The following is a 21157-nucleotide window of genomic DNA, read 5'->3' as shown; positions in this document are numbered from 1 at the left end:
TTGATTTCCATTAACGTTTCCTGTTAAACTCAAGCCTCTAAACAAGGGAGGGATTTATGTTGCAGCCATTTAATCTAACCACATGGATTGACCAGAATCGTCATCTCCTCAAACCTCCGGTTGGCAACCAAACAATTTACAAAGACACAGATTTTATTGTCATGATTGTTGGTGGACCAAATTCCCGCAAAGATTATCATTTCAATGAAGGTGAAGAGTTATATTATCAAATTGAGGGCGACATTGTCCTTAAGATTATCGAAGCTGGCAAACCTCGTGATATTCAGATTAAGCAGGGCGAGATGTTTTTATTACCTCCACGCATTCCCCACTCACCACAGCGCGGTCCAAACACAATCGGTCTGGTGATTGAACGCAAGCGTGCGGAGGATGAAGATGATGGCGTGCAGTGGTACTGTGAAAAATGCAATACCAAGTTGCACGATGAATATTTTCATCTGACAAATATCGTTACGCAATTACCTCCAGTGTTCGAGCGCTTTTATAGTGATTCCACAAAACGCACTTGTCAGGCTTGTAACGCAGTAATGGAGCCTCCTCAAAAGGCTGTCTGAGTGAGTAGCCCAGATGCAAAAGGAATTTTAAGCGATCGTCAGTTGCGCGAGGGAATTGAAATTTCAATTCCACTTTATTTCAACGGTCTGCAACCCAATGCTTATGGGGCCGAGCTCGCAACCGCTCGACCACTTCAAGCAGAAAATTTCATCGCTTCAGTTAGTCGTGGTGGCTACCTCAATTGCGAGCAATATAGCTTAACTACGCACTGCAATGGCACCCACACTGAAAGTATTGCGCATCTCCTCTCAGACGCAATTCCCATCTGTGATGTGCTCGGCCTAGACTTAACTTTTAACGCTAAATTAATTTCTGTAACTCCCGAGACAACAACAGTTGAGCATTATTTGCCAACAATTGAAGCTGACGACCGCTTAATCACTCGTCAACAATTGGAGGACGCTTTAAACTCAGAGGCTACTACCTCGGCACTGATCATCCGCACACAGCCTAACGACCAAACGAAATGTTCGCGCAACTACAGCATTCAAGCTGCGCCATTTTTCACAAATGAGGCCATGCAGTTTATCGTTGAGCGTAAAGTAAGACATCTCTTAGTGGATCTCCCCTCAGTCGATCGTGCTGCCGATCAGGGACTACTCAGTAATCATCGAATTTTTTGGAATGTACTTCCAGGGGTAAGAGAGCTTACCTCAGGTGAACGCAGGGATGCCACAATTACAGAAATGGTTTACGTGCCTGAAAGCATTAAAGATGGGAATTACTTGGTTGCAATCCAAATCCCCCACTTCAAGACAGATGCCGCACCTTCGCGAATTATTCTTTATCCGAGCCTGCCATAGACGACTTGGTGGATTGGCCCAACTGCTTCAATCTTTAGATGCTCGAGCCCACTTTTACAAAGTTGTTCATAAATTTCCTCTGGCTCAAAAGCAGCACAAAGCGAATTAAAAAAATCTCGTTTAAGCACCTCAGGTTCATTAGCAGATAATTCTTCGACAATTTTTTCTGCTGCTTCAACGGAAGCTGGGCGCTGCAAATCAGCAATAAAAATAGCCCCGCCACTCGGTGTAAATGTTCTGACGGTATCCCAAAGCACTTGTGGGTCGTGCAAGTGATGCAACAAGCTATGACTCATCACTAATTGATAGGGGAATCTAGGGATACTTGGCGAAGGAATGGTCGCTAAATGCATAGTAACTCTGCGTAGCAAATCTGCATCCTTCTCAATCTCAGAGTTTGCAATATCAAGCATTGCCCTTGAACCATCAACGCCAATAAAGCCTGCCTCAGGAAACGCTCGGACAAATCGAAACAACACATCGCCTGAGCCAGAACCTAAATCTAGAACCTTTTTGTCTAATTTTACCCCTGGGAAACACTGCTTAAAGATTTCAACTCTGCGACCATGCGATTCACTGAAATTAGCATAGTGATATGCCGAGGCTTGCGCTAAATCTTCCATTAATTCAGGTTCGAGAATACGTTTCATCTTCTACTAAGCCGTTCGTGCCTCACGAGATGCCTTAATATACTCAAACACAGCTGGCATCACAGAGACGATAATAATACCAATCACGACAAGACCAAAATTATTTTTTACGATCGGCAATTCACCAAATAAATAGCCTGCGATTGTCAGCGAGAGTACCCAAACAGCCCCACCAGATATATTGTAAAAAGAGAACTTCTTATAGTTCATCTTACCTACGCCAGCTAAAAATGGCGCGAGTGTTCGAACGATCGGAACGAAGCGGGCAATCACAATTGCCTTGCCACCGTAGCGTTCATAAAACTCCTCGGTCTTACGTAAGTATTGCGGCTTTAAGAAAGGTTTTAATTTAGGATGATCAAATGCGGCAGGACCAAGATAGCGACCAATGCTATAATTTACAGCGTCACCAACAACTGCAGCAACAAACAAAAGTGGAATCACGATTTTAATATCTAAAACTGAAATCCCCGCAAGCGCTCCAATTGCGAAAAGTAATGAATCGCCAGGCAAGAAAGGTGTGACCACCAATCCTGTTTCACAAAAAATCACCAAGAAAAGAATTACGTAGGTCCAGGGACCACAAAAATTAACAACTTCTTGCAAGTGCTTATCGATGTGCAAGATCAACTCAACTGGGTTAAAACTTAAATCCATACGTGTGTGAAACTCGTTCCTATGTTAAAAATCTGCAGATGTTAACCGATATCCTAAAAGCCGCTATCTTGGGAATAGTCGAAGGACTAACTGAGTTTATTCCAGTCTCAAGCACTGGACACTTAATTCTTTGCGGTAATTCGCTTAACTTTACTGGTGAATTTGCTGATGTATTCGAAGTCGCAATCCAATTCGGAGCAATCCTTGCAGTGATTGTGCTCTATCAAGACCGTTTTCGGTCCTTATTTAACCTCAAGTTATCAAGTGAAAATTCCTTAAGCTCCAATACATTCAGTGGGGTTCGCGCACTACTGTTGCTCTGCATTTGCTCGATGCCAGCACTAGTGATCGGTTATCTTTTACGCAAAGAGATTAAACTGCTTTTCGACCCACTCGTTGTGGCGATTGGCTTAATTGCAGGTGCAATCTTAATGCTTGCGGTTGAACAAACAAAGCATCGGAGTCGCACCGCAAGCCTTGATCACATCACTTATCATCAAGCTTTCTATATTGGGTTGTTTCAGTGTTTCTCGCTCTGGCCGGGAATGTCTCGCGCAGCAAGTACAATTGTTGGCGGCATACTGGCAGGGCTTGATCGTAAAACTGCAGCAGAATTTTCATTTTTCGCTGCAGTGCCTATTATTTCAGTAATTTCCGTTTATGACCTGGTGAGCCACCGGGAATTTTTGAGTGCCAATGATCTGATTATTTTTGCAACTGGGTTTATCACCGCATTTATTGTTTCAATCTTTGCAATTCGCTTTTTAATCACATTCCTCTCCACCCATTCCTTGAAACCATTCGCATTCTACCGAATTGGGTTAGGGCTCTTGGTTCTTTTAATTCTTAACCGCTAACGCTAATGCTCCACTTCAAAAAACCTCCAACTACGATTGCTGAAATCATTCCAGTTTGGATTCCCATGGCGCTAAGTTGGCTAATGATGGGCTTAGAATTTCCCTTAATTACTTTTGCACTTTCGTATTTAGCTGATCCTAAAATACATATCGCGGCTGCCGGAGGAATTGCCCTACCGATTGCGATGACGATTGAAGCCCCAGTGATTGCGCTACTTTCAGCCTCGACAGCGCTTTGCGTAAACAAAGACGCATTACACAAAGTTTTTCGCTACACGATGTGGATTGGTGGAAGCCTCACAGCGCTGCATATCTTAATTTCGTTCGAACCATTCTATGGATTTGTCTCAGAGCATCTGATCGCAACACCTGATGAGCTCTACGATCTAACGCAAACAGCCTTAATCGTATTGATTCCTTGGACCTGGTCGATTGCAATCCGACGCTTCTATCAAGGGGTCTTGATTTATACAGGGAAAACCCGGGCAATTGGCGCGGGAACATTCGTGCGTCTACTTGCCGGGACGCTAGCTTGCGTTGCCTGTATTCTCCTAGAAAAAACTTTCCCTGAATTAATTAATGGCAGCATGATGATTGGCTTGGCACTTTCCTGCGGCGTTGTCTGCGAAATGCTTTACGTTGTGTATTACTCTCGGCCAATTGCAGCAACCCTCCCTGACTCCCATACGGCCGAGACCGATAAGCTGTCATTTAACTCTTTCATGAAATTCTATATGCCCTTGGCCATTGGAACTATTATTTGGATCATGTCGCGACCCGTTACAGCAGCTGCGGTAACGCGCATGCCTGATGCAATTAATTCTTTAGCTGTTTGGGCCGCTGCAGGAAGTCCGCTTTTTATTTTTCGCTCATTTGGCGTTTCCCTCTGCGAATTAATTATTGCCCTAGCGCGCTATCCTGAGTCACGACCTGCAATTCGTCGCTTCACACTTTGGATCGGTTTTTATACGACTTTAGGATTTTTACTGTTTTTAATCAGTCCCCTTGCCCGTCTTTGGTTTGAAGACATTTCAGGGCTTGAGCCAGAATTAGCCAAACAAGGCGTCAATTCGCTGTGGATTTGTTTCTGTTTACCACTCTCTGCAGCGCTAGCTAACTATTACGAAGGATTAAATATTGCGGCTGGAAAAACAAAAAATATGACCTATGGCGTGATTGCTATGGTGCTAAGTCTATTGATTGTGCTTGGTTATGGAGTTTTTACTCAATCATCCAGCGGTCTTACAATCGCAATGTTCTCATTTCTTGTCGGTTGCATCGCACAACTGACAGTTGTGGCAATTGCAGCATGGAACTTGCCAGAATCCAAATAATTCAATATGACCCCCCGCTCCTATGAGTACAACTGCACAAAACAATAAGATCCGTAATATTGCCATCATCGCTCACGTCGACCATGGCAAAACCACACTTGTCGATCATCTCTTACGCCAAAGCGGAACATTCCGAGAAAACCAAGATGTTGCTGAACGCTTAATGGATTCGATGGATCTAGAACGCGAACGCGGGATTACGATTGCCGCAAAAAACTGTTCGATTCGTTACGGTGACATTAAAATTAATATTGTCGATACTCCTGGACACGCTGATTTCGGAGGTGAAGTAGAGCGGGCGTTAAAAATGGTAGATGGGGCAATTCTGCTGGTTGATAGTTCCGAAGGACCCTTACCACAGACTCGTTTCGTGCTGCGTAAAGCACTTGAAGCAAAATTGCCAATCATCGCTGTGATTAACAAGATCGACCGGCAAGATGCTCGCCCTCAAGAAGTTTTAAATGAAATTTACGATCTCTTTATCGATCTCGATGCAAATGAAGATCAAATCGATTTTCCCGTACTCTATGCAATTGGTCGCGAAGGCATGGCGAAAAAATCTCTGACTGATGAGAGTTCGGACCTCAGACCATTATTTGAAGCAATTATCCAAACCGTTCCACCTCCAACATACGACACGAGTGAACCTTTTCAGATGCTAGTGATCAATATCGGCTACTCTGACTATCTTGGGAGACTTGCGATCGGACGCGTCTATAACGGTAGTGCTAAGGTAAACGATCAGCTTGTCTGCTTAAATAAGCACGGAGATATCGTCCCTTTACGCGTCTCAAAAATTCAAACCTACGAAGGTGTTGCTTTTCGCGAAAGTCAAGCAGCTCATCCTGGAGACGTAATTGTTCTTTCTGGCATTGAAGATGCTGAAATTGGCGATACTGTCTGCGTTAAAGAAAACCCAAAAGCACTGCCCCGCGTCACAGTTGACGAGCCGACGATGTCAATGACCTTCGGGCCTAACACCTCCCCGCTTGCCGGACGTGAAGGAAAATTTGTGCAATCTCGCAAGATTCTAGAACGCTTACAAAAAGAAGCGCTACATAACGTTGCTATCCGCGTTGAAGAGGTAGCTGGCAGCGAAAGCTTTACGGTCAAAGGGCGCGGCGAATTCCAAATGGCAATTCTCGTTGAAACTATGCGCCGTGAAGGCTACGAGCTTACGATCGGCAAGCCGCAGATTATCTATAGAGAAATTAACGGACAAAAACACGAACCGATTGAGCATCTTTTTATCGATGCCGATGAGCAGTTTATCGGGGTTGTCACCGAAAAACTATCAATCCGTAAAGGACGCATGCTCAACTTAATCAATCACGGCACTGGACGCGTGCGTGTTGAGTTTTCTGTGCCTTCACGTGGCTTAATCGGTTATCGCACTGAATTTCTAACCGACACACGTGGCACAGGAATTATGAACTCATATTTACTCGGCTATGAAGAATTCCGGGGTGATTTTCCAAGCCGTGTGACTGGCTCACTTGTCTCCGACCGTAATGGTGATACGATTCCTTATGCCCTCTTCCATCTCGAACCGCGTGGAGTGCTCTTTGTTCCTCCTGGCGTTCCTGTCTATGAAGGCATGATTGTCGGTGAGCATAACCGTGATAACGATCTTAACGTCAATCCTTGTAAAACTAAGAAATTGACCAACGTCCGTGCATCCGGAAAAGATGATAACGTGCTTTTAAGTCCAGTTCAGCCAATGAATATTGAGCTTGCGATTGAATTCATCCGCGACGACGAATCTATTGAAGTTACTCCGGTTTCAATTCGCCTGCGTAAGAATATTCTTCCAGCTAACCAACGTTCTTAGAGCAAAACAGTCTAGCTTCATACGGCAATCCCTAACCGTCCAGTAAACTAATTTTACTGGACAAATACATACAACCGCGTTGGCGAAAGTTTCTTTACCCAAGAAAACTTTTGGCAATAGGTATACCAGCCAAATTAAGTAAAATTTGACTTGTCGGCATATCCTTAATACTTATAGTCCGCTTAAATTTTGTTTGTTTTTTAATACTTATGTCGAAAAATACAGCTCTAACTGCATACCGATCCTGGGGATACCTCAAAGCAAATCTTGATTATTTCAATCGTTTAGAACCGATTACACATCCTGATATTGCCGAATTAAAAATCGATCCTTCCGAGAGAGAAAGACTCGAGAAGATCTACTGTGGCCCGATCGGTGCTGAGTTCATGCACATCCCGTTTCGCGATCGAGTCGAGTGGATTACTAACGAACTAGAGAACACAAAAGCTTCCCCAAAAAATAGAGAATGGGTGCTTAAGCGACTTGCTTCAGCAGAACTTTTCGAGGGGTTTTTGCATACACGTTATGTTGCGGCCAAACGTTTCTCACTCGAAGGTAGCGCTGCAATTATTCCAATAATGGATCGCATTCTCACACTTGCCGCTGAAGCCAATTACGATATTGCGATGATTGCGATGGCGCACCGTGGACGCTTAACAGTCATTTCACACTGCCTCGGTTCTTCTCCTGCAAAGATTTTTGCAGATTTTGAAGATGTTGACCCCAAAAGTGTGCTTGGTAGTGGTGACGTAAAGTATCATCGCGGCGCAAACGGAGTCTACGAAACGCCCGATGGCAAAACTATCCGTGTGCATCTTTCTTCAAATCCCAGCCATCTTGAAGCAGTCAATCCTGTAATCATGGGACGTGCGCGCGCGCGCCAGGAGCGCCTCCACGATACTAAGCACGAGAAAGTCCTTTGCATTATTCTACATGGAGACGCTGCCTTTGCTGGCCAAGGGATTACTGCTGAAACATTAAACTTTGCTCAACTCCGTGGCTTTAACATCGGCGGAACAATTCAGATCATTACTAATAATTTAATGGGATTCACTGCAGTGCCAAGTTCATTGCATTCATCACGCTTCGCATCTGACGCTATGAAACGACTGCCCGCACCAATTTTTCACGTGAACGGTGAAGAAGTTGATGCAGCGGTGCGTGTTGCCGAGCTTGCGTTTAATTACCGTCATGAATTTAAAGATGACGTGCTGATTGATTCGATTGGTTATCGCAAATACGGACACAACGAAGCCGACGACCCGACAGCAACTTCTCCAGTGCTCTATGAGGCGCTAAAGAAGCGTCCACAACTTTATAAAATCTATGCTGAGCAAATTGGCTACACCAAAGAGAAGCTTGCCAAGATTGAAGAAGAAATTACCACAGTCTATAGCCATGACCTTGACGAGGGCAGAACTTATAAAGAAAAGCCCACCTACTTTGTGCTCCCTGAATACTGGAACGGCTATGAAGGTGGCATCTATAAAAAAGAATATGAGGCACGTACCGGAGTAGCGCTGGAGACAATTCAGCAAATTGCCAATACGATTTGTAAAACGCCTGAGAATTTCAACTGCCACCCGAAGGTCTTAAAACTTCTGGAACAACGCATTGAAATGTCTCAAGGCAAACGCAATGTGGACTGGGGAGCAGCTGAGCTTTTTGCTTTTGGATCATTACTACTTGAAGGCCATCCAGTGCGTCTTGTCGGTCAAGATAGTCGCCGCGGTACATTTAACCATCGTCATGCCGTCCAATACGACATGAAAACAAATCAAGAATATATTGGGCTGCGCCAGTTAAACAATAACCAGTCCCGCTTTGCAGTCTACGATTCCCAACTTTCTGAAGCCGCTGCTGTTGGCTTCGAATACGGATTTAGTCGTGACTACCCAGAGGCCCTTGTTTGCTGGGAAGCTCAATTTGGCGACTTTGTAAATGGTGCGCAAATCATCATCGATCAGTTTCTCTCGGCAGGTGAAGACAAATGGGGATTACTTTCTGGTTTAGTCTTACTTCTCCCGCATGGGTTTGAAGGGCAAGGCCCAGAGCATTCAAGTGCCCGACTTGAACGCTTCCTACAACTTTGCGGCGAGGATAATATGCAGGTTTGCGTGCCTTCTAATGCCGGCCAGCACTTTCATTTGTTGAGAAGACAAGTTAAACGCCCTTGGAGAAAACCACTGATTGTCATGACGCCTAAGAGCATGCTCCGAGCAGCTCCAGCAACTGTTCCCGTAAGTGAACTTGAAAATGGACAGTTTCAGACGGTAATTGGAGATGCAGAGCATTTTGAAGCAGAGCGCGTGCTGATCTGCTCAGGCAAGATCTCTCACGAACTAACAGAAGAGCGTCGCAAACGTGACGATCGCCGCGTGGCAATTGTCCGCCTCGAACAACTTTACCCCTTTCCAGAGGAAGAGTTACGCATCGAACTAGACCGCTACACTAGAGCTAATTCAATTGTCTGGGTCCAAGAAGAGCCAGCAAATATGGGTGCGCTATTTTTTGTGAAGCCTTTCTTAGACCGTTTAGCAGGTGATAAAACTGTGCGCACAGTAAAGCGCTCAGCTAGTGCAAGCCCTGCAACAGGCTCACCCAAGGCGCATGCGCTGGAGCAGCAGGCGATAATTCAACTATGTTTTGCCTTCTAAAAAGGATTCCAATTTTGGAAAAATACTTCGTTGCAGAACATTTTTTCAGATTTCATGTATTACAATACATTGGAAATCCTGAAAAATTTCCGCGCCTCGTCTTTTTCAAAACTGAAATCCTCTCGCACGACGTGTCATTGCGAGGCCGTGTTAGCGGTCGTGGCAATCTCCCGCGTCGCGGGTGTATCGTATAATTCAAACTAGGAGTAAGGACTATGAAAAACATATCAACTCAAACATTCGCAGTCTCCTCACCCACTGGCAAGTTTTACATTGAAATAACTGCGCGCGGGATTAAATCAGTTTCCGCGGTGAAGCCCAAACAAACTCTTTCAAAACTCCCAAATACAAAATTAGGCAAACAAATTGACACTGCATTTAAGGCTTTCCAGCAGGGGAATTTTAGCCCAGTAAAAAAACTCCCGATCGATGCCCAATTTACTCCATTTCAAAAAACAGTATTTAGTAAACTTAAAATGATACCAGCTGGGAAAGTTATTACATACGGAGAACTGGCAAAAATGGTCAAAAAACCTCAAGCAGCTCGGGCAGTTGGAAATGCGTTAAACAAAAATCCATTACTATTAGTAATTCCTTGCCACCGTGTCGTGGGTAGCACTGGCAAAATGACTGGCTTTGCCTGCGGTGTAGGTATAAAAGAAAAATTATTAAAGCATGAAGGCCTGCAAATCAAGAACGGAAAGGTGGTTGCATGAATAGTACAAAGTTAATTTGGCTTAACGGTAATTTTATTCCCTGGGAGGACGCGAAAGTTCACATCTTAACTCACGCCCTGCATTACGGCACTTCCGTGTTTGAAGGTGTGCGTTGCTACAATACTGAGCGTGGTCCTGCAATTTTTCGCTTACGCGAACACATGACGCGCTTAATTTATTCTGCAAATTCGATTAAGCTTACGATTCCCTATTCGACAGAAGAACTCTCGCAAGCAGCTTGTGACTTGATCCGGAAAAACGAAGTTAAAGAAGCTTATATTCGGCCGATTGCCTATTACGGTTCAGGTAAGATGGGTTTAAATCCACGTGGAGCCACCCGAGATGTTTCGATGATCTGTTGGCCTTGGGGCGCTTATCTCCCGCACGATCAGGTTGATCTTAAAGTCAGTAAATATATTCGGATTGACCCCCGTAGTTCAATTGCTGATGCAAAAATTGCCGGTAACTACATCAACAGTATTCTCGCCTCTCAGGAAGTTGAAGGCACTAAATACCACGAAGCCCTATTTTTGGATTTTCAAGGTAATATTGCTGAAGGCCCAGGTGAAAATTTCTTTATCATCAAGAAAAATACTCTTTATACGCCAAGCCTAGGGACGATCCTCCCGGGAATAACACGAGACTCCGTAATTCAAATCGCAAAACACTTAGGTTATAGCATCGTAGAAAAGCAACTTAAACTGGATGAGGCTTTTGAAGCCGAAGAGGCTTTCTTTACGGGAACGGCAGCTGAAGTTGTGCCGATTCGCTCAATTGATGACCGCGCAATTGGCACTGGCACAGTTGGCCCCATCACCAAACAAATTAAAGACTATTACTTAAAAACTGTTCACGGCGATACGCCTGAGTTTCATCGTTTCCTAACGTGGGTATAAATCTTTCCGAGATCATTTTCTCTCTTAAACAAGTAGCGGAGCTACTTGAGCTTGAGGGAGAAAACATCTTTAAAGTTCGTGCGTGGTCGCAAGCGGCAGCCTTACTTGAAGCTCAAACTCCGCAACCAACAATTGCTGAACTGATTAAAAATCTCAGCGAAAAGAAACTTAAAGGTTTTGGCCCAGCTTTAACGGAAAATATTTTGAGCTTAATTGAGACCGGCAAAATGCCCTACTTAGTTGAGCTAGCAAAGCAATATACGCCAGAAATTAAAGAGCTAATGCGACTTAAAGGACTTGGTCCGAAGAAAATCAAGCTCTTAATCAGCGAACTTTGCATCCAAAACATTGAAGATCTCGAGCAAGCTTGCAAAAAAAGTCTAGTTCAAAAGCTTAAAGGTTTTTCCGAAAAATCTGAGGCAGAGTTACTGACAAATATTGCGATGTTGAAAGAAAATCGCGGTAAACTCTTAATTTCAGAAGCCTGCAGCATTGCTACGGCAATTGAAACTGTATTGAAAAATAAGAATTTTGATTTACTTCCAATTGGCGAGCTCGAAAGTCGCGAAACAACCTACACTAAACTCGAATTTGCAACCGATCTGAAGCTCGATGCACTGGAGACTTTGTTACAGGAATTACCAGAATTAAACTTAAAAACTAAATCAGCTTCAGCCCTGCAGTATGCCCTCAGCAGTCAAACTCCTGTAGTTTTTTATAGTCTTAGTGCCCAAGAATATTTAACACGGAAATCTAAGGCCCAAAAACTGGAGGAAGAATTTAAGTCTTTAGTTCAAGTCCAAGACCTGCGTGGCATTCTCCACGTGCATTCTATTTATTCAGACGGTGAAGACAGTTTAGTAAGCTTAGCAGCTTACCTCGCCCAACAAGGCTATCAATACCTAGGCATCAGCGATCACTCAAAAAGTGCCGCCTATGCTGGCGGCTTGGCTGAAGCTCGAGTCCAAGCTCAGCATCACGAAATTGAAAAACTAAACGCCGCAAACAGAGATTTCAAGATCTTTAAAGGCATCGAATCAGATATTCTAGCTGATGGGTCGCTTGACTATAGTGATCAGTTTTTAAAGAATTTTGATTTCGTGATTGCCTCAGTGCATTCACGTTTTAACCTTGCTAAGGCCGAAATGACCGCACGCGTGATTCGTGCAATTGAGCATCCAGCGACAACAATTCTTGGGCACCCCACAGGCAGACTTCTACTCGAACGCGAAGGTTATCAGATTGATCTTGATAAAATTATTGATGCTTGCATTGCAAATAAAGTTGTCATTGAAATTAATTCTAACCCGCGGCGACTTGATTTAGACTGGTCATTTGCCAAGCGTGGGTTAGAGCGCGGACTAATTTTAGCGATTTGCCCTGATGCGCATGCACTCAATCAAATCACTCATGTGCGTTGGGGTATCGCCATGGCGCAGAAGGCAGGTGCTACTGCCGAACAGATTTTGAATACTTTTGACTGTGCGCGTATAGGTAAATATTTTCAAGATAAATCATGAATACAAAGAATGGTAAAAAAATTAATTCAATCTATCGCGCACTAAAAAAATTGCACCCCGATGCCAAGTGTGAATTAAATTATAAAAATTCTCTCGAATTACTCGTAGCGACAATCCTCTCGGCACAATGCACCGACGTCAGGGTCAATCTTGTGACAGCAGACTTATTCAAGAAATTTAAAAAACCTGAGGATTATCTCAAGGCTACTCCAGCTACATTAGAAAAGCTCATTCGCTCAACTGGATTTTACAAGAATAAGGCAAAAAGTATTCGCGGCGCTATGACTGCAATTATCAAGGAACATGGCAACAAAGTCCCCGATACGATGGAGGAGCTCGTCAAACTCCCTGGTGTTGGGCGAAAAACTGCAAATGTTATTTTAGGGAATGCTTTCAGCAAGCCTGGATTGCCTGTCGATACTCACGTGACACGCTTATGTAATCGCTTCGGTATCTGCCAGACGGAAGATGCTGTAAAAATTGAGGCAATCCTCAATAAGCTTTTAGCGCCTAAAGATTGGTGTAAGTTTTCTCACGTGCTTATTTTTCACGGACGGCGCGTTTGCAAGGCGCGAAATCCACTTTGCGAAAGCTGTCCAATAACCAAAGAATGTGATTATTTTAAGCCATGAAAACCCTGGATACAATTCATCATATCGCCATTAATGTTGCAGATTTAAAAGCTGCCCTTAACTGGTACACGACAAGCTATGCCTGTGAAGTTCAATATCAAGATTTGCAGCGTGCAGTATTGCAGTTTGAGAATGTTAAATTAACGCTAGTGCTACCTAGCCAAGAGCCTGCGCACCTGGCATTTGTGCGGGAAGATGCAAGTGCATTGGGCGAGCTACAAGAGCGTCGGGAAGGCTGGCGCTCTACTTTTTTATCTGACCCAACAGGCAACATCATTGAAATTGTTGAGAAGTAAATTTCACTCGACAATCCAGTTACACAGCATTTACAAATTAACCAACAAAAGTTAATATTTAGCTATGCGCGATGCTGTCACAAAAGAAAAACTTCAAGCCTTTATTGAGGCTATTGGCAAATCAAGCTCTGGGCCTGGAAGGGTCTACTTTGTCGGAGGTTCAACCGCGCTATTATTAGGTATACGTAATCAGACTATTGATATCGATATTAAACTGGATCCTGAACCACCAGGAGTCTTTCAAAGAATTGCAACATTAAAGGATGAACTCTTAATTAATGTAGAATTGGCTGCACCGGATGACTTTGTGCCAGCTCTGCCCGGCTGGCAAGAGCGCAGTGAGTTTATTGCCCGTAGTGGCCAAGTAGAATTTTATCACTATGATTTCTACGGACAAGCTCTAGCAAAGATTGAGCGTGGCCATCAACACGATTTATCTGATGTTAGAGAGTTTGTTAAAAAAGGCAAAGTTAATCCACAAAAGCTCAGTGAGTATTTTGAACAGATCAAGCCAAATTTGATTCGCTACCCCGCACTCAACCCCGTTGACCTTGAAGCGCGCTTAAAGAAAATAGTTCTAGAGCTTAGTGCATAATGCAAAGTAATTCATCTAAAGTCTCCTTGAATCTGCTCCCCGGGGGCGATCTTGTTTTGAAGGGATTAAGTGATTTGAAAAGTAAAAATATTACAGACGAAGCGCTTTTGGTATTAATTGCCAGCGAGCGGCTTAGCGGTTTGGGGATTAAAATTCCACAGACCACTCATGTTCCCACCCCGTATGAGCATACGCTCTATACTCAGTTAAACGATCGGGAGCCAAAACGCGCATTTTCAATATACAATTCTTTAATTCGAAGAATTGTTAGCTTCGCGCAGGCGCTCTCGCTTGAAGCAAGCTGAAAAATCTTACTCCTCAACTTTCAACTTGATACAGTCTACGAGCTTTGCGTGCTTAAATTCAAATCCTGCGCCAATAAGTTTTTCTGGATAAACGCGCTGACTGCTCAGCAGTAATGCTTCTGCCATTTCACCAAGCACAATTTTAAGCACTAAACTTGGTAGCTTGAAAATCGTTGGGCGCTGTAACTCCTTCCCGAGCGTTGCTGTAAACTCTTTATTAGTCACCGCATCTGGAGCAACAATGTTTACTGGTCCAGAAATTTTTTGGTTTTCAAGACAAAAAACAATCGCCCGGCAAGCATCTGCTAAACTAATCCAACTGAAGTACTGCCGCCCCGAGCCAAGCGTACCACCAAGCCCAAGTTTAAATGGGAGAAGCATTTTACTCAGTGCACCACCAGCAGGATCAAGCACTACTCCAAAACGCATAAGAACTTGTCGTATTCTCGAGTCATGCAAAGTCGCCGACTGTTCCCAGGTTTGAGCCAAGACCGCAAGGAAACCTATCCCGGGAGAGCTTAATTCAGTCAATTTTTCATCACCACGATTGCCATAAACTCCAACTGCTGAAGCCGATAAAAATATTTTTGGTGGAATAGCACTTGCCTTGAAAAGCTTGGCTAACAGTGCTGTTGATTGAATTCGACTATCGACCAAGCGCTTTTTCTGAGCGCTAGTCCAACGCCTGGCGGCAACACTTTCCCCGACAAGATTAATCACTGCGTCAAATCCATCTAGCGACTTTAAACTACAAGTCCCAGTCTCGATATTCCATACAAAGTCTTGTGTATGAATTGGTCGGGTAGTCCCGCGCCCAAGTCGCGCAACATCGTGTCCTGACTCAGTAAGCATCTTAACTAACCTCTGGCCAATAAATCCCGATGCTCCGCTAATTAAAATTTTCATAAATCTTTTACTGTTCCAGCCTTGCTCTGCTTTGTCAGCCAAGCTATTTTCAATCACTCAGATGTCATCAGCAAAACAACAAAACTTAGCTAACACTTTAATTCTACGTGGTGTCCGTGAAAACAATCTTAAAGAATTAAACCTCGAGATTCCACATAATACTTTTGTAGCGATTACAGGTGTTTCCGGATCAGGCAAGTCAACTCTGGCCTTCGACACTATTTATGCTGAAGGCGCTAGGCGCTACATTGAAACCTTCAGTCCCTATACAAGGCAGTTCTTAGACCGGCTCCATCAACCCGATCTCGACTCAATGAGTGGGGTGAGGCCAGCATTAGCACTTGAACAACGCAATCGCATCAATAATTCGCGCTCGACTGTGGGTTCAGTAACAGAAATCAATGATTATTTAAAAGTTGTTTTTGCTGAATTCAGCACAGCTTACTGCGAAAGCTGTCAACGGGAAGTTAAAATTCACACTCCAGCAAGTGCTGCAGGGCATGTGATTGATCAACTAGAAAAAGAAAAGACAGTGTTACTTGCAATCGGATTTAATATTGACCTCAAGTCATTTAGTAACATTGAAGCAATCAAAAATGCCCTCCAATTACAAGGCTACAGTCGTTTCTTTTATGTGACACAAAAGGAAATTTTATCAATTGATCAAATTGACAACAGTAACTTTAGGCTCGAGTCGAAAAAAATCACAGTTATTGCCTCACGCTATCCACAGCCTAAAGCCCAAGACCTAACCCTGATTCGTAACAGCATCGCCGAAGCCTATAAACTAGGTCACAACCAAGCTCAGCTTTTTTATGCTCAAGAAAAAGCTAGCTGGCACATTGAAAATATTTCTCAAATCGCTCGCTGCGAAAGTTGTGAACAAATTTTTCAAAACGCCAAACCTTCACTTTTTTCCTTTAATAGTCCACTCGGGGCGTGCCCAGAGTGTAAAGGTTTTGGGCACGTCTTAGTGATTGATCCTAAACGCTGCGTGCCGAATACGACCCTAAGTATTGCAGAGGGAGCGTTTGCCTGTTGGTCTAGTCCCGCAACGCGCCGGGAATTTAGTGCGCTGAAAAAATTCTGCGCTGAACAAAAAATCTCAATCACTACTCCCTGGCATGAACTAACTACTGCCCAGCGAGAGCTAATTTTTAATGCTACTCGCAAAGCACACGGCTTCAGAGGGATTTATGCCTGGTTTAAAATGCTCGAGCGCAAAAAATATAAAATGCATGTGCGCGTTTTCCTTTCACGCTACCGCACTCAGGAACTCTGTCCCAGCTGTAATGGTTCGAGGTTAACTAGCACCGCGGCGGCCTATCGCCTAGCTGGCATGCCAATTGGCGCGCTCTGGAAGCTCTCGATTCAGGAACTGCAACAATGGATTACTCGATTAGTTTTACCTTTGACAATTAGCGATACGGTAAGATCTGCTCACGCTGAAGTATCTAGCCGACTTAGCTACTTGCTAGATGTAGGACTGCACTATCTGACACTCGACCGTCAATCGCGCACGCTTTCTGGTGGTGAAATGCAGCGTGTGAATCTGACTGCCTTGCTCGGATCCAGATTAACAAATTCAACACTTGTCCTAGATGAACCCTCAATCGGTCTACACGCAACTGACTCAGCAAAATTAATTGAAGTCATTAAGAATCTGCGCAAGCGCAATAATACAGTTTTCGTAGTCGAACACGACACAGAAATTATCAAAGCAGCTGACCACGTAATAGACCTTGGTCCTAAGTCAGGTCTGCATGGTGGTGAGGTTGTCTTCCAAGGTTCCCCAGAGGACTTAGCTTGTGAAAAAAAATCTCTCACTGGGCAATATCTAGACTCCACAGTAATTTTAGCTGACGCAGCTTTATCCCAAGCGCAGTCTGAGCAGCTTAAAATTAAAGGTGCCAGTGCGCATAATCTTAAAAATATTAGTCTTAGTATCCCACTGCAGCAGTTAATCGCAGTTGCTGGAGTCAGTGGCTCTGGAAAATCAACTTTACTTTATGATTGTTTATATGAACCTGTACGCAGCCTGAGGGCTGGTGAAATTTTAGAAATCTCTAAAACCACAACTGGCAATAAAGTCTCACAAATCAGTGGCTATGAAATTTTTTCAGAAATTGTTTTGGTCGACCAATCGCCGGTTGGAAATACACCGCGGTCAAATGCCGCAACTTATACCAAGGCTTGGGATATTATTCGCGAGTGCTTTGCAGCTAGTCAGGATGCAATCAAGCATGGGCTAAACAAATCTGCTTTTTCATTTAATGTCGATGGTGGACGTTGCCCAATTTGCAAAGGTGCAGGGCAGTTGAAAATTGAAATGCAATTCCTGGCTGACGTTTTTGTCGAGTGCGAGCGCTGCCAAGGTAAGCGTTTCCGCGAGATTGTGCTGGGGATTAAGCTTGGCGGAAAATCAATCGAAGATATTTTACGCCTGCCCCTTGCCGAAGTTCCTGAATTTTTTAAGTCGGCTGTCGAGATCGAATCAGCCCAAGCAATCAGTAAGTTAATTAACCCCTTGCTTGAACTTGGCCTAGGCTATCTAACCGTTGGACAACCACTCAATAGTTTATCTGGCGGCGAAGCACAGCGAGTAAAATTAGCTTCATACCTTGCGCAAACACAAGCTGACCCGATTTTATTTATCCTCGATGAACCGACAACTGGCCTACATCCGCATGACGTAAAAAATTTAATTCAGGCGCTACGCACACTTGTTAATTACGGACATAGCGTGATCTGCATTGAACATAATTTGCAACTAATCGGGGCAAGTGATTATTTAATCGAGCTTGGGCCTGGCGGTGGAGCCAGTGGCGGAGAATTACTTGTAGCCGATAACTTACACAAACTCTTAAGATCAACTGTTAATACAAAAACACTAGAGATTTTGCGGCGTGGGACGCAGCAGAGCAAATTACAGGCAAAAAAGCTCAGTGAAAAAATCAGCACTAAAGCGCTTGCTAAACAGATTACGCAAACTGCAACAGAGCTTACTGTCACTGGCGCGCAGCATCATAATCTTAAAAATATTTCCGTAAAAATTCCAACTAACAAGTTAAATGTCATTACCGGGCCTTCTGGCTCGGGGAAATCTAGCCTGGCATTTGATATAATTTTTTCTGAGGGACAGCGTCGCTATATCGATTGTCTTTCTCCTTATGCGCGTCAATTTTTAACGCAATTAACCCGGCCTGAAGTTGATTTCATCGATAATATCCCTCCAACAATTGCAATCTCTCAAAAAACAGCCCCACCACTGGGCATCACAACAATTGCCACGACAACTGAACTCTACCAATACTTACGTCTACTTTTTGCAAAAGTAGGCACGCAGCATTGTCCGACTCATTTGCAACCAATCGTCACTACCTCAGCTCAAGCAATTGCCGAGGAGCTCGTGAGGAACAATTGTAACGAAAGAATATTCTTATTTGCGCCAGTTGTTCTAGGCAGAAAAGGTCACTACGCAGAGCTTTTTGCGCGGTCCTTACGAGCTGACATCACTGCTGCAAAAATTGACGGCAAAGTCCAAAGCATTAGTGAAGGCCTGCGGCTTGACCGACACAAAGTTCACTGGGTTTCGCTACTACTTGCACAACTCAAAGTAAATGATTGTGATCTTGAACTTTTAACTCAAGCGATTGAGCAATGTTTAGCCTTAGGTAACGGTTCAATTGAAATTGCCTGTGGAGATAAGCATGCATCAACCAGCACACGCTCACTCGACCGCTCTTGCCCGGTCTGTAAAAAGGGGTTTCTACCTCCAGACCCCTTATTGTTCTCGTTTCGCAGCCGACGTGGAATGTGCCTGACCTGTGAAGGGCGCGGAAAGATTGAGAAACGACGTAGCGAAGTAGTCTGCCCGGATTGTGCTGGGCAGCGACTGAATGCTGAGGCACTAGCAGTTAAAATTGATCAAAAAAATATTCATCAATTTGTCTCGCTCAGCGCGCCAGAATTATATCAGCAGATAAAAAATTTAAAATTTGATGCACGATTAAAAACTATCACTGACCCAATTATCTTCGAATTACTGAGTCGCCTGAAACTTATTTCCGATATCGGACTTGACTATCTTGCACTCGACCGCGAATCTTCGACTCTCTCTGGAGGCGAGGCCCAGCGCTTAAGACTTGCTCGCGCTTTGGGTTCGCCATTAAGCGGAGTTTGCTATGTACTTGATGAGCCTACGATTGGCTTACATCTTGAAGATCACGTAAAACTCCTAGAGACCTTAAGAAAACTGCGTGACCAAGGTAATACTCTTTTAATTGTCGAACATGACGAAGAGACTATCCGTAATGCTGATTACATTATCGATATGGGGCCAGGTGGCGGCGCCGAAGGTGGGGAAATTATCGCTACTGGTAGCTTTAAACAAATTTTAAGTAGTCAAACCTCTCCCACTGCAACTGCAATTCGTAAGCGCATGAATACTGGAAGTGAGTTGTCATCACGCCCGAGTAAGCAAAAGAACTCTCAAGTAAAACATCCGCTAACTCTAGACATTAGCGGCGCAACAGCAAATAATCTAAAGAATATTGACCTCAGTATTCCGCTTAATTGTTTTACCGTAGTTTGCGGAGTTTCCGGCGCCGGCAAAAGCTCCCTCGTCCACGAAAGCCTTGTTAAGTATTACCACAAGCAAGGCAAGGGTTTTGATACACTGACAATTGCCGGGCTTGATAAGATTGATGCGCTCGTTGAAATCGATCAAAGCCCTCCAGGGAAAAGTTCAAGTTCAGTGCCTGCTTCATACTTAGGAATTTTCGATCAAATCCGTTCGGTCTTTGCCTTAACACCAGATGCTCAAGCGCAAGGTCTAAAAGCAAGCGCTTTTTCTTTTAATAATAAAGTCGGCCAGTGTCCGCAGTGTAAAGGTCGCGGCAGTTTAAAAGTCCCGATGAGTTTTCTTCCGGATGCCATTACACTTTGTGAAGCTTGCAATGGACGTCGTTATAACCCGGCAATCTGTGACATCCGATTTAAAGGCTTCTCGATTGCTGATGTGCTGTCAAAAACGTGTCGTGAAGCGATTGAAATTTTTGAAAATTTTCCAAAAATTCACACGACTTTAAAATACGTAGAAAAGCTTGGCCTTGGATATTTAACTCTCGGTCAACCAACTGCAACATTGTCAGGAGGGGAGGCACAGCGCCTAAAGATCGTTCGTGAACTTTCGACCAGAAGCACTAACCACACACTTTACATTCTCGATGAGCCAACAACAGGGCTCCACATGCAAGATGTGGAACGCTTAAATCGGGTCCTTAAGGATTTAGTAGAGAAAGGTAATTCAGTGTTAGTGATTGAGCATGACTTGGACTTGATTAGAGCGGCAGACCACATCATCGAACTTGGTCCAGGGCCGGGCGATGCAGGTGGAAGAGTTATTTTTGAAGGGACGCTCGCAAAACTTCTAACACATAAAATTAAGACTCCGACTCAGAAGGCACTATTGCCTTCACCGCGAGCAACTAAATCCGGCTTAGGTAACCAGCATGCAGCTCAGTCGGATGCTATCGCCCAATAGCCTCTAGTATTATTATTTATATTTATCGCTTTATCGTCTCAGGGCGTCATCTTGAGCGAGTCTTGCGATGAACGAAGTGAATGCAAGGTGAGTCGAAAGATCTCCAATTCTTTCCCGTGTCGAGGTCAACGCATTTTTGGAGATCTTTCAACTGCGCGGTTGCAAAACTTCCGTTTTGCAACATGCTCGCTCAAGATGACACCGAAAAAGTTTAATGGTCGTAGCATGGCCGTGGGTACGGGGTTACTTTTTAGCGTATTGTGCGCCGTCCCTAGATACTACTCCAACTACATTATCGTCCAGATTTAGACACGTGTTGCGTGCAACTGAAAATATTTTAGTGCCGCACTTGCTAATGGGATCTACCGATTCACTTGAGAA

At 44.0% G+C, this 21157-nt stretch carries 17 protein-coding genes; 14 read left to right on the top strand and 3 right to left on the bottom strand.

What is annotated here, in order from left to right; translation table 11 throughout:
* Positions 1 to 56 precede the first annotated feature (56 nt).
* The gene (locus tag JNK13_07815) at positions 57 to 575 is read left to right on the top strand and encodes a 3-hydroxyanthranilate 3,4-dioxygenase (GenBank protein MBL7662642.1); all 519 of its coding nucleotides are present in this window, start codon (positions 57 to 59) and stop codon (positions 573 to 575) included.
* On the top strand, positions 576 to 1379 hold the full coding sequence (locus JNK13_07810) for a cyclase family protein (protein ID MBL7662641.1): 804 nt from the start codon (positions 576 to 578) through the stop codon (positions 1377 to 1379).
* On the opposite strand, the gene JNK13_07805 is transcribed toward JNK13_07810, so the two are convergent.
* Both JNK13_07805 and JNK13_07800 read right to left on the bottom strand, forming a co-directional pair.
* Entirely contained in the window at positions 1361 to 2029 is a 669-nt protein-coding gene (locus JNK13_07805; GenBank protein ID MBL7662640.1) for a class I SAM-dependent methyltransferase, read from the bottom strand. The two genes, JNK13_07810 and JNK13_07805, sit on opposite strands and share 19 nt — an antisense overlap.
* Before the next feature lie 6 nt (positions 2030 to 2035).
* Entirely contained in the window at positions 2036 to 2686 is a 651-nt protein-coding gene (locus JNK13_07800) for a DedA family protein (protein MBL7662639.1), read from the bottom strand.
* Between the two features lie 38 nt (positions 2687 to 2724).
* Here JNK13_07800 and JNK13_07795 point away from each other — a divergent pair, with 38 nt between their 5' ends.
* The 11 genes from JNK13_07795 (at position 2725) to JNK13_07745 (ending at position 14325) form a co-directional block, all read left to right on the top strand.
* Entirely contained in the window at positions 2725 to 3543 is an 819-nt protein-coding gene (locus JNK13_07795; GenBank protein MBL7662638.1) for an undecaprenyl-diphosphate phosphatase, read from the top strand.
* A gap of 5 nt (positions 3544 to 3548) precedes the next feature.
* A complete protein-coding gene (locus JNK13_07790) occupies positions 3549 to 4877 on the top strand; it encodes a hypothetical protein (protein MBL7662637.1) in 1329 nt (442 codons plus the stop codon).
* A gap of 22 nt (positions 4878 to 4899) precedes the next feature.
* Positions 4900 to 6708 (top strand): translational GTPase TypA, encoded by a 1809-nt coding sequence (gene typA / locus JNK13_07785; protein ID MBL7662636.1) that lies wholly within the window; start codon positions 4900 to 4902, stop codon positions 6706 to 6708.
* A gap of 209 nt (positions 6709 to 6917) precedes the next feature.
* Positions 6918 to 9365: a 2-oxoglutarate dehydrogenase E1 component gene (locus tag JNK13_07780; GenBank protein MBL7662635.1), complete on the top strand. Its 2448-nt coding sequence runs from the start codon at positions 6918 to 6920 to the stop codon at positions 9363 to 9365.
* 215 nt (positions 9366 to 9580) lie between these two features.
* Positions 9581 to 10081 (top strand): MGMT family protein, encoded by a 501-nt coding sequence (locus JNK13_07775; GenBank protein ID MBL7662634.1) that lies wholly within the window; start codon positions 9581 to 9583, stop codon positions 10079 to 10081.
* A complete protein-coding gene (locus tag JNK13_07770) occupies positions 10078 to 10977 on the top strand; it encodes a branched-chain amino acid transaminase (GenBank protein ID MBL7662633.1) in 900 nt (299 codons plus the stop codon). The genes JNK13_07775 and JNK13_07770 overlap by 4 nt, the downstream gene beginning before the upstream one ends.
* Positions 10968 to 12497 carry a hypothetical protein gene (locus JNK13_07765; protein ID MBL7662632.1) on the top strand — a complete coding sequence of 510 codons (1530 nt, stop codon included), beginning with the start codon at positions 10968 to 10970 and terminating at the stop codon, positions 12495 to 12497. Before JNK13_07770 ends, JNK13_07765 begins: the two co-directional genes overlap by 10 nt.
* Positions 12494 to 13129 (top strand): endonuclease III, encoded by a 636-nt coding sequence (gene nth, locus JNK13_07760; GenBank protein MBL7662631.1) that lies wholly within the window; start codon positions 12494 to 12496, stop codon positions 13127 to 13129. Before JNK13_07765 ends, nth begins: the two co-directional genes overlap by 4 nt.
* Complete coding sequence (locus JNK13_07755) at positions 13126 to 13425, top strand: VOC family protein (GenBank protein ID MBL7662630.1); 300 nt, start codon at positions 13126 to 13128, stop codon at positions 13423 to 13425. The genes nth and JNK13_07755 overlap by 4 nt, the downstream gene beginning before the upstream one ends.
* Positions 13426 to 13489: 64 nt before the next feature.
* Complete coding sequence (locus JNK13_07750; protein ID MBL7662629.1) at positions 13490 to 14020, top strand: hypothetical protein; 531 nt, start codon at positions 13490 to 13492, stop codon at positions 14018 to 14020.
* Positions 14020 to 14325: a hypothetical protein gene (locus JNK13_07745; GenBank protein ID MBL7662628.1), complete on the top strand. Its 306-nt coding sequence runs from the start codon at positions 14020 to 14022 to the stop codon at positions 14323 to 14325. The genes JNK13_07750 and JNK13_07745 overlap by 1 nt, the downstream gene beginning before the upstream one ends.
* Before the next feature lie 6 nt (positions 14326 to 14331).
* Here JNK13_07745 and JNK13_07740 read toward each other — a convergent pair whose 3' ends face one another.
* Entirely contained in the window at positions 14332 to 15231 is a 900-nt protein-coding gene (locus JNK13_07740; protein MBL7662627.1) for a TIGR01777 family oxidoreductase, read from the bottom strand.
* 61 nt (positions 15232 to 15292) lie between these two features.
* Between JNK13_07740 and uvrA the strand changes: the two genes are divergently transcribed.
* Complete coding sequence (uvrA, locus tag JNK13_07735) at positions 15293 to 20776, top strand: excinuclease ABC subunit UvrA (GenBank protein ID MBL7662626.1); 5484 nt, start codon at positions 15293 to 15295, stop codon at positions 20774 to 20776.
* Positions 20777 to 21157: the final 381 nt, after the last annotated feature.

The organism is bacterium (genome assembly GCA_016786595.1).
GTDB lineage: Bacteria > Bdellovibrionota_C > UBA2361 > SZUA-149 > JAEUWB01 > JAEUWB01.
The sequence above is the reverse complement of the archived record's forward strand: the minus strand, read 5'-3'. Positions and strand labels throughout refer to the sequence as shown.

What these genes read in the sequence shown, in the direction of transcription:
- JNK13_07815 (MBL7662642.1), top strand. Translation starts at nt 57, where the DNA reads ATGTTGCAGCCATTTAATCTAACCACATGGATTGACCAGAATCGTCAT.
- JNK13_07805 (MBL7662640.1), bottom strand. Translation starts at nt 2,029, where the DNA reads ATGAAACGTATTCTCGAACCTGAATTAATGGAAGATTTAGCGCAAGCC.
- JNK13_07800 (MBL7662639.1), bottom strand. Translation starts at nt 2,686, where the DNA reads ATGGATTTAAGTTTTAACCCAGTTGAGTTGATCTTGCACATCGATAAG.
- JNK13_07795 (MBL7662638.1), top strand. Translation starts at nt 2,725, where the DNA reads ATGTTAACCGATATCCTAAAAGCCGCTATCTTGGGAATAGTCGAAGGA.
- JNK13_07790 (MBL7662637.1), top strand. Translation starts at nt 3,549, where the DNA reads ATGCTCCACTTCAAAAAACCTCCAACTACGATTGCTGAAATCATTCCA.
- typA (MBL7662636.1), top strand. Translation starts at nt 4,900, where the DNA reads ATGAGTACAACTGCACAAAACAATAAGATCCGTAATATTGCCATCATC.
- JNK13_07780 (MBL7662635.1), top strand. Translation starts at nt 6,918, where the DNA reads ATGTCGAAAAATACAGCTCTAACTGCATACCGATCCTGGGGATACCTC.
- JNK13_07775 (MBL7662634.1), top strand. Translation starts at nt 9,581, where the DNA reads ATGAAAAACATATCAACTCAAACATTCGCAGTCTCCTCACCCACTGGC.
- JNK13_07770 (MBL7662633.1), top strand. Translation starts at nt 10,078, where the DNA reads ATGAATAGTACAAAGTTAATTTGGCTTAACGGTAATTTTATTCCCTGG.
- nth (MBL7662631.1), top strand. Translation starts at nt 12,494, where the DNA reads ATGAATACAAAGAATGGTAAAAAAATTAATTCAATCTATCGCGCACTA.
- JNK13_07755 (MBL7662630.1), top strand. Translation starts at nt 13,126, where the DNA reads ATGAAAACCCTGGATACAATTCATCATATCGCCATTAATGTTGCAGAT.
- JNK13_07750 (MBL7662629.1), top strand. Translation starts at nt 13,490, where the DNA reads ATGCGCGATGCTGTCACAAAAGAAAAACTTCAAGCCTTTATTGAGGCT.
- JNK13_07745 (MBL7662628.1), top strand. Translation starts at nt 14,020, where the DNA reads ATGCAAAGTAATTCATCTAAAGTCTCCTTGAATCTGCTCCCCGGGGGC.
- JNK13_07740 (MBL7662627.1), bottom strand. Translation starts at nt 15,231, where the DNA reads ATGAAAATTTTAATTAGCGGAGCATCGGGATTTATTGGCCAGAGGTTA.
- uvrA (MBL7662626.1), top strand. Translation starts at nt 15,293, where the DNA reads ATGTCATCAGCAAAACAACAAAACTTAGCTAACACTTTAATTCTACGT.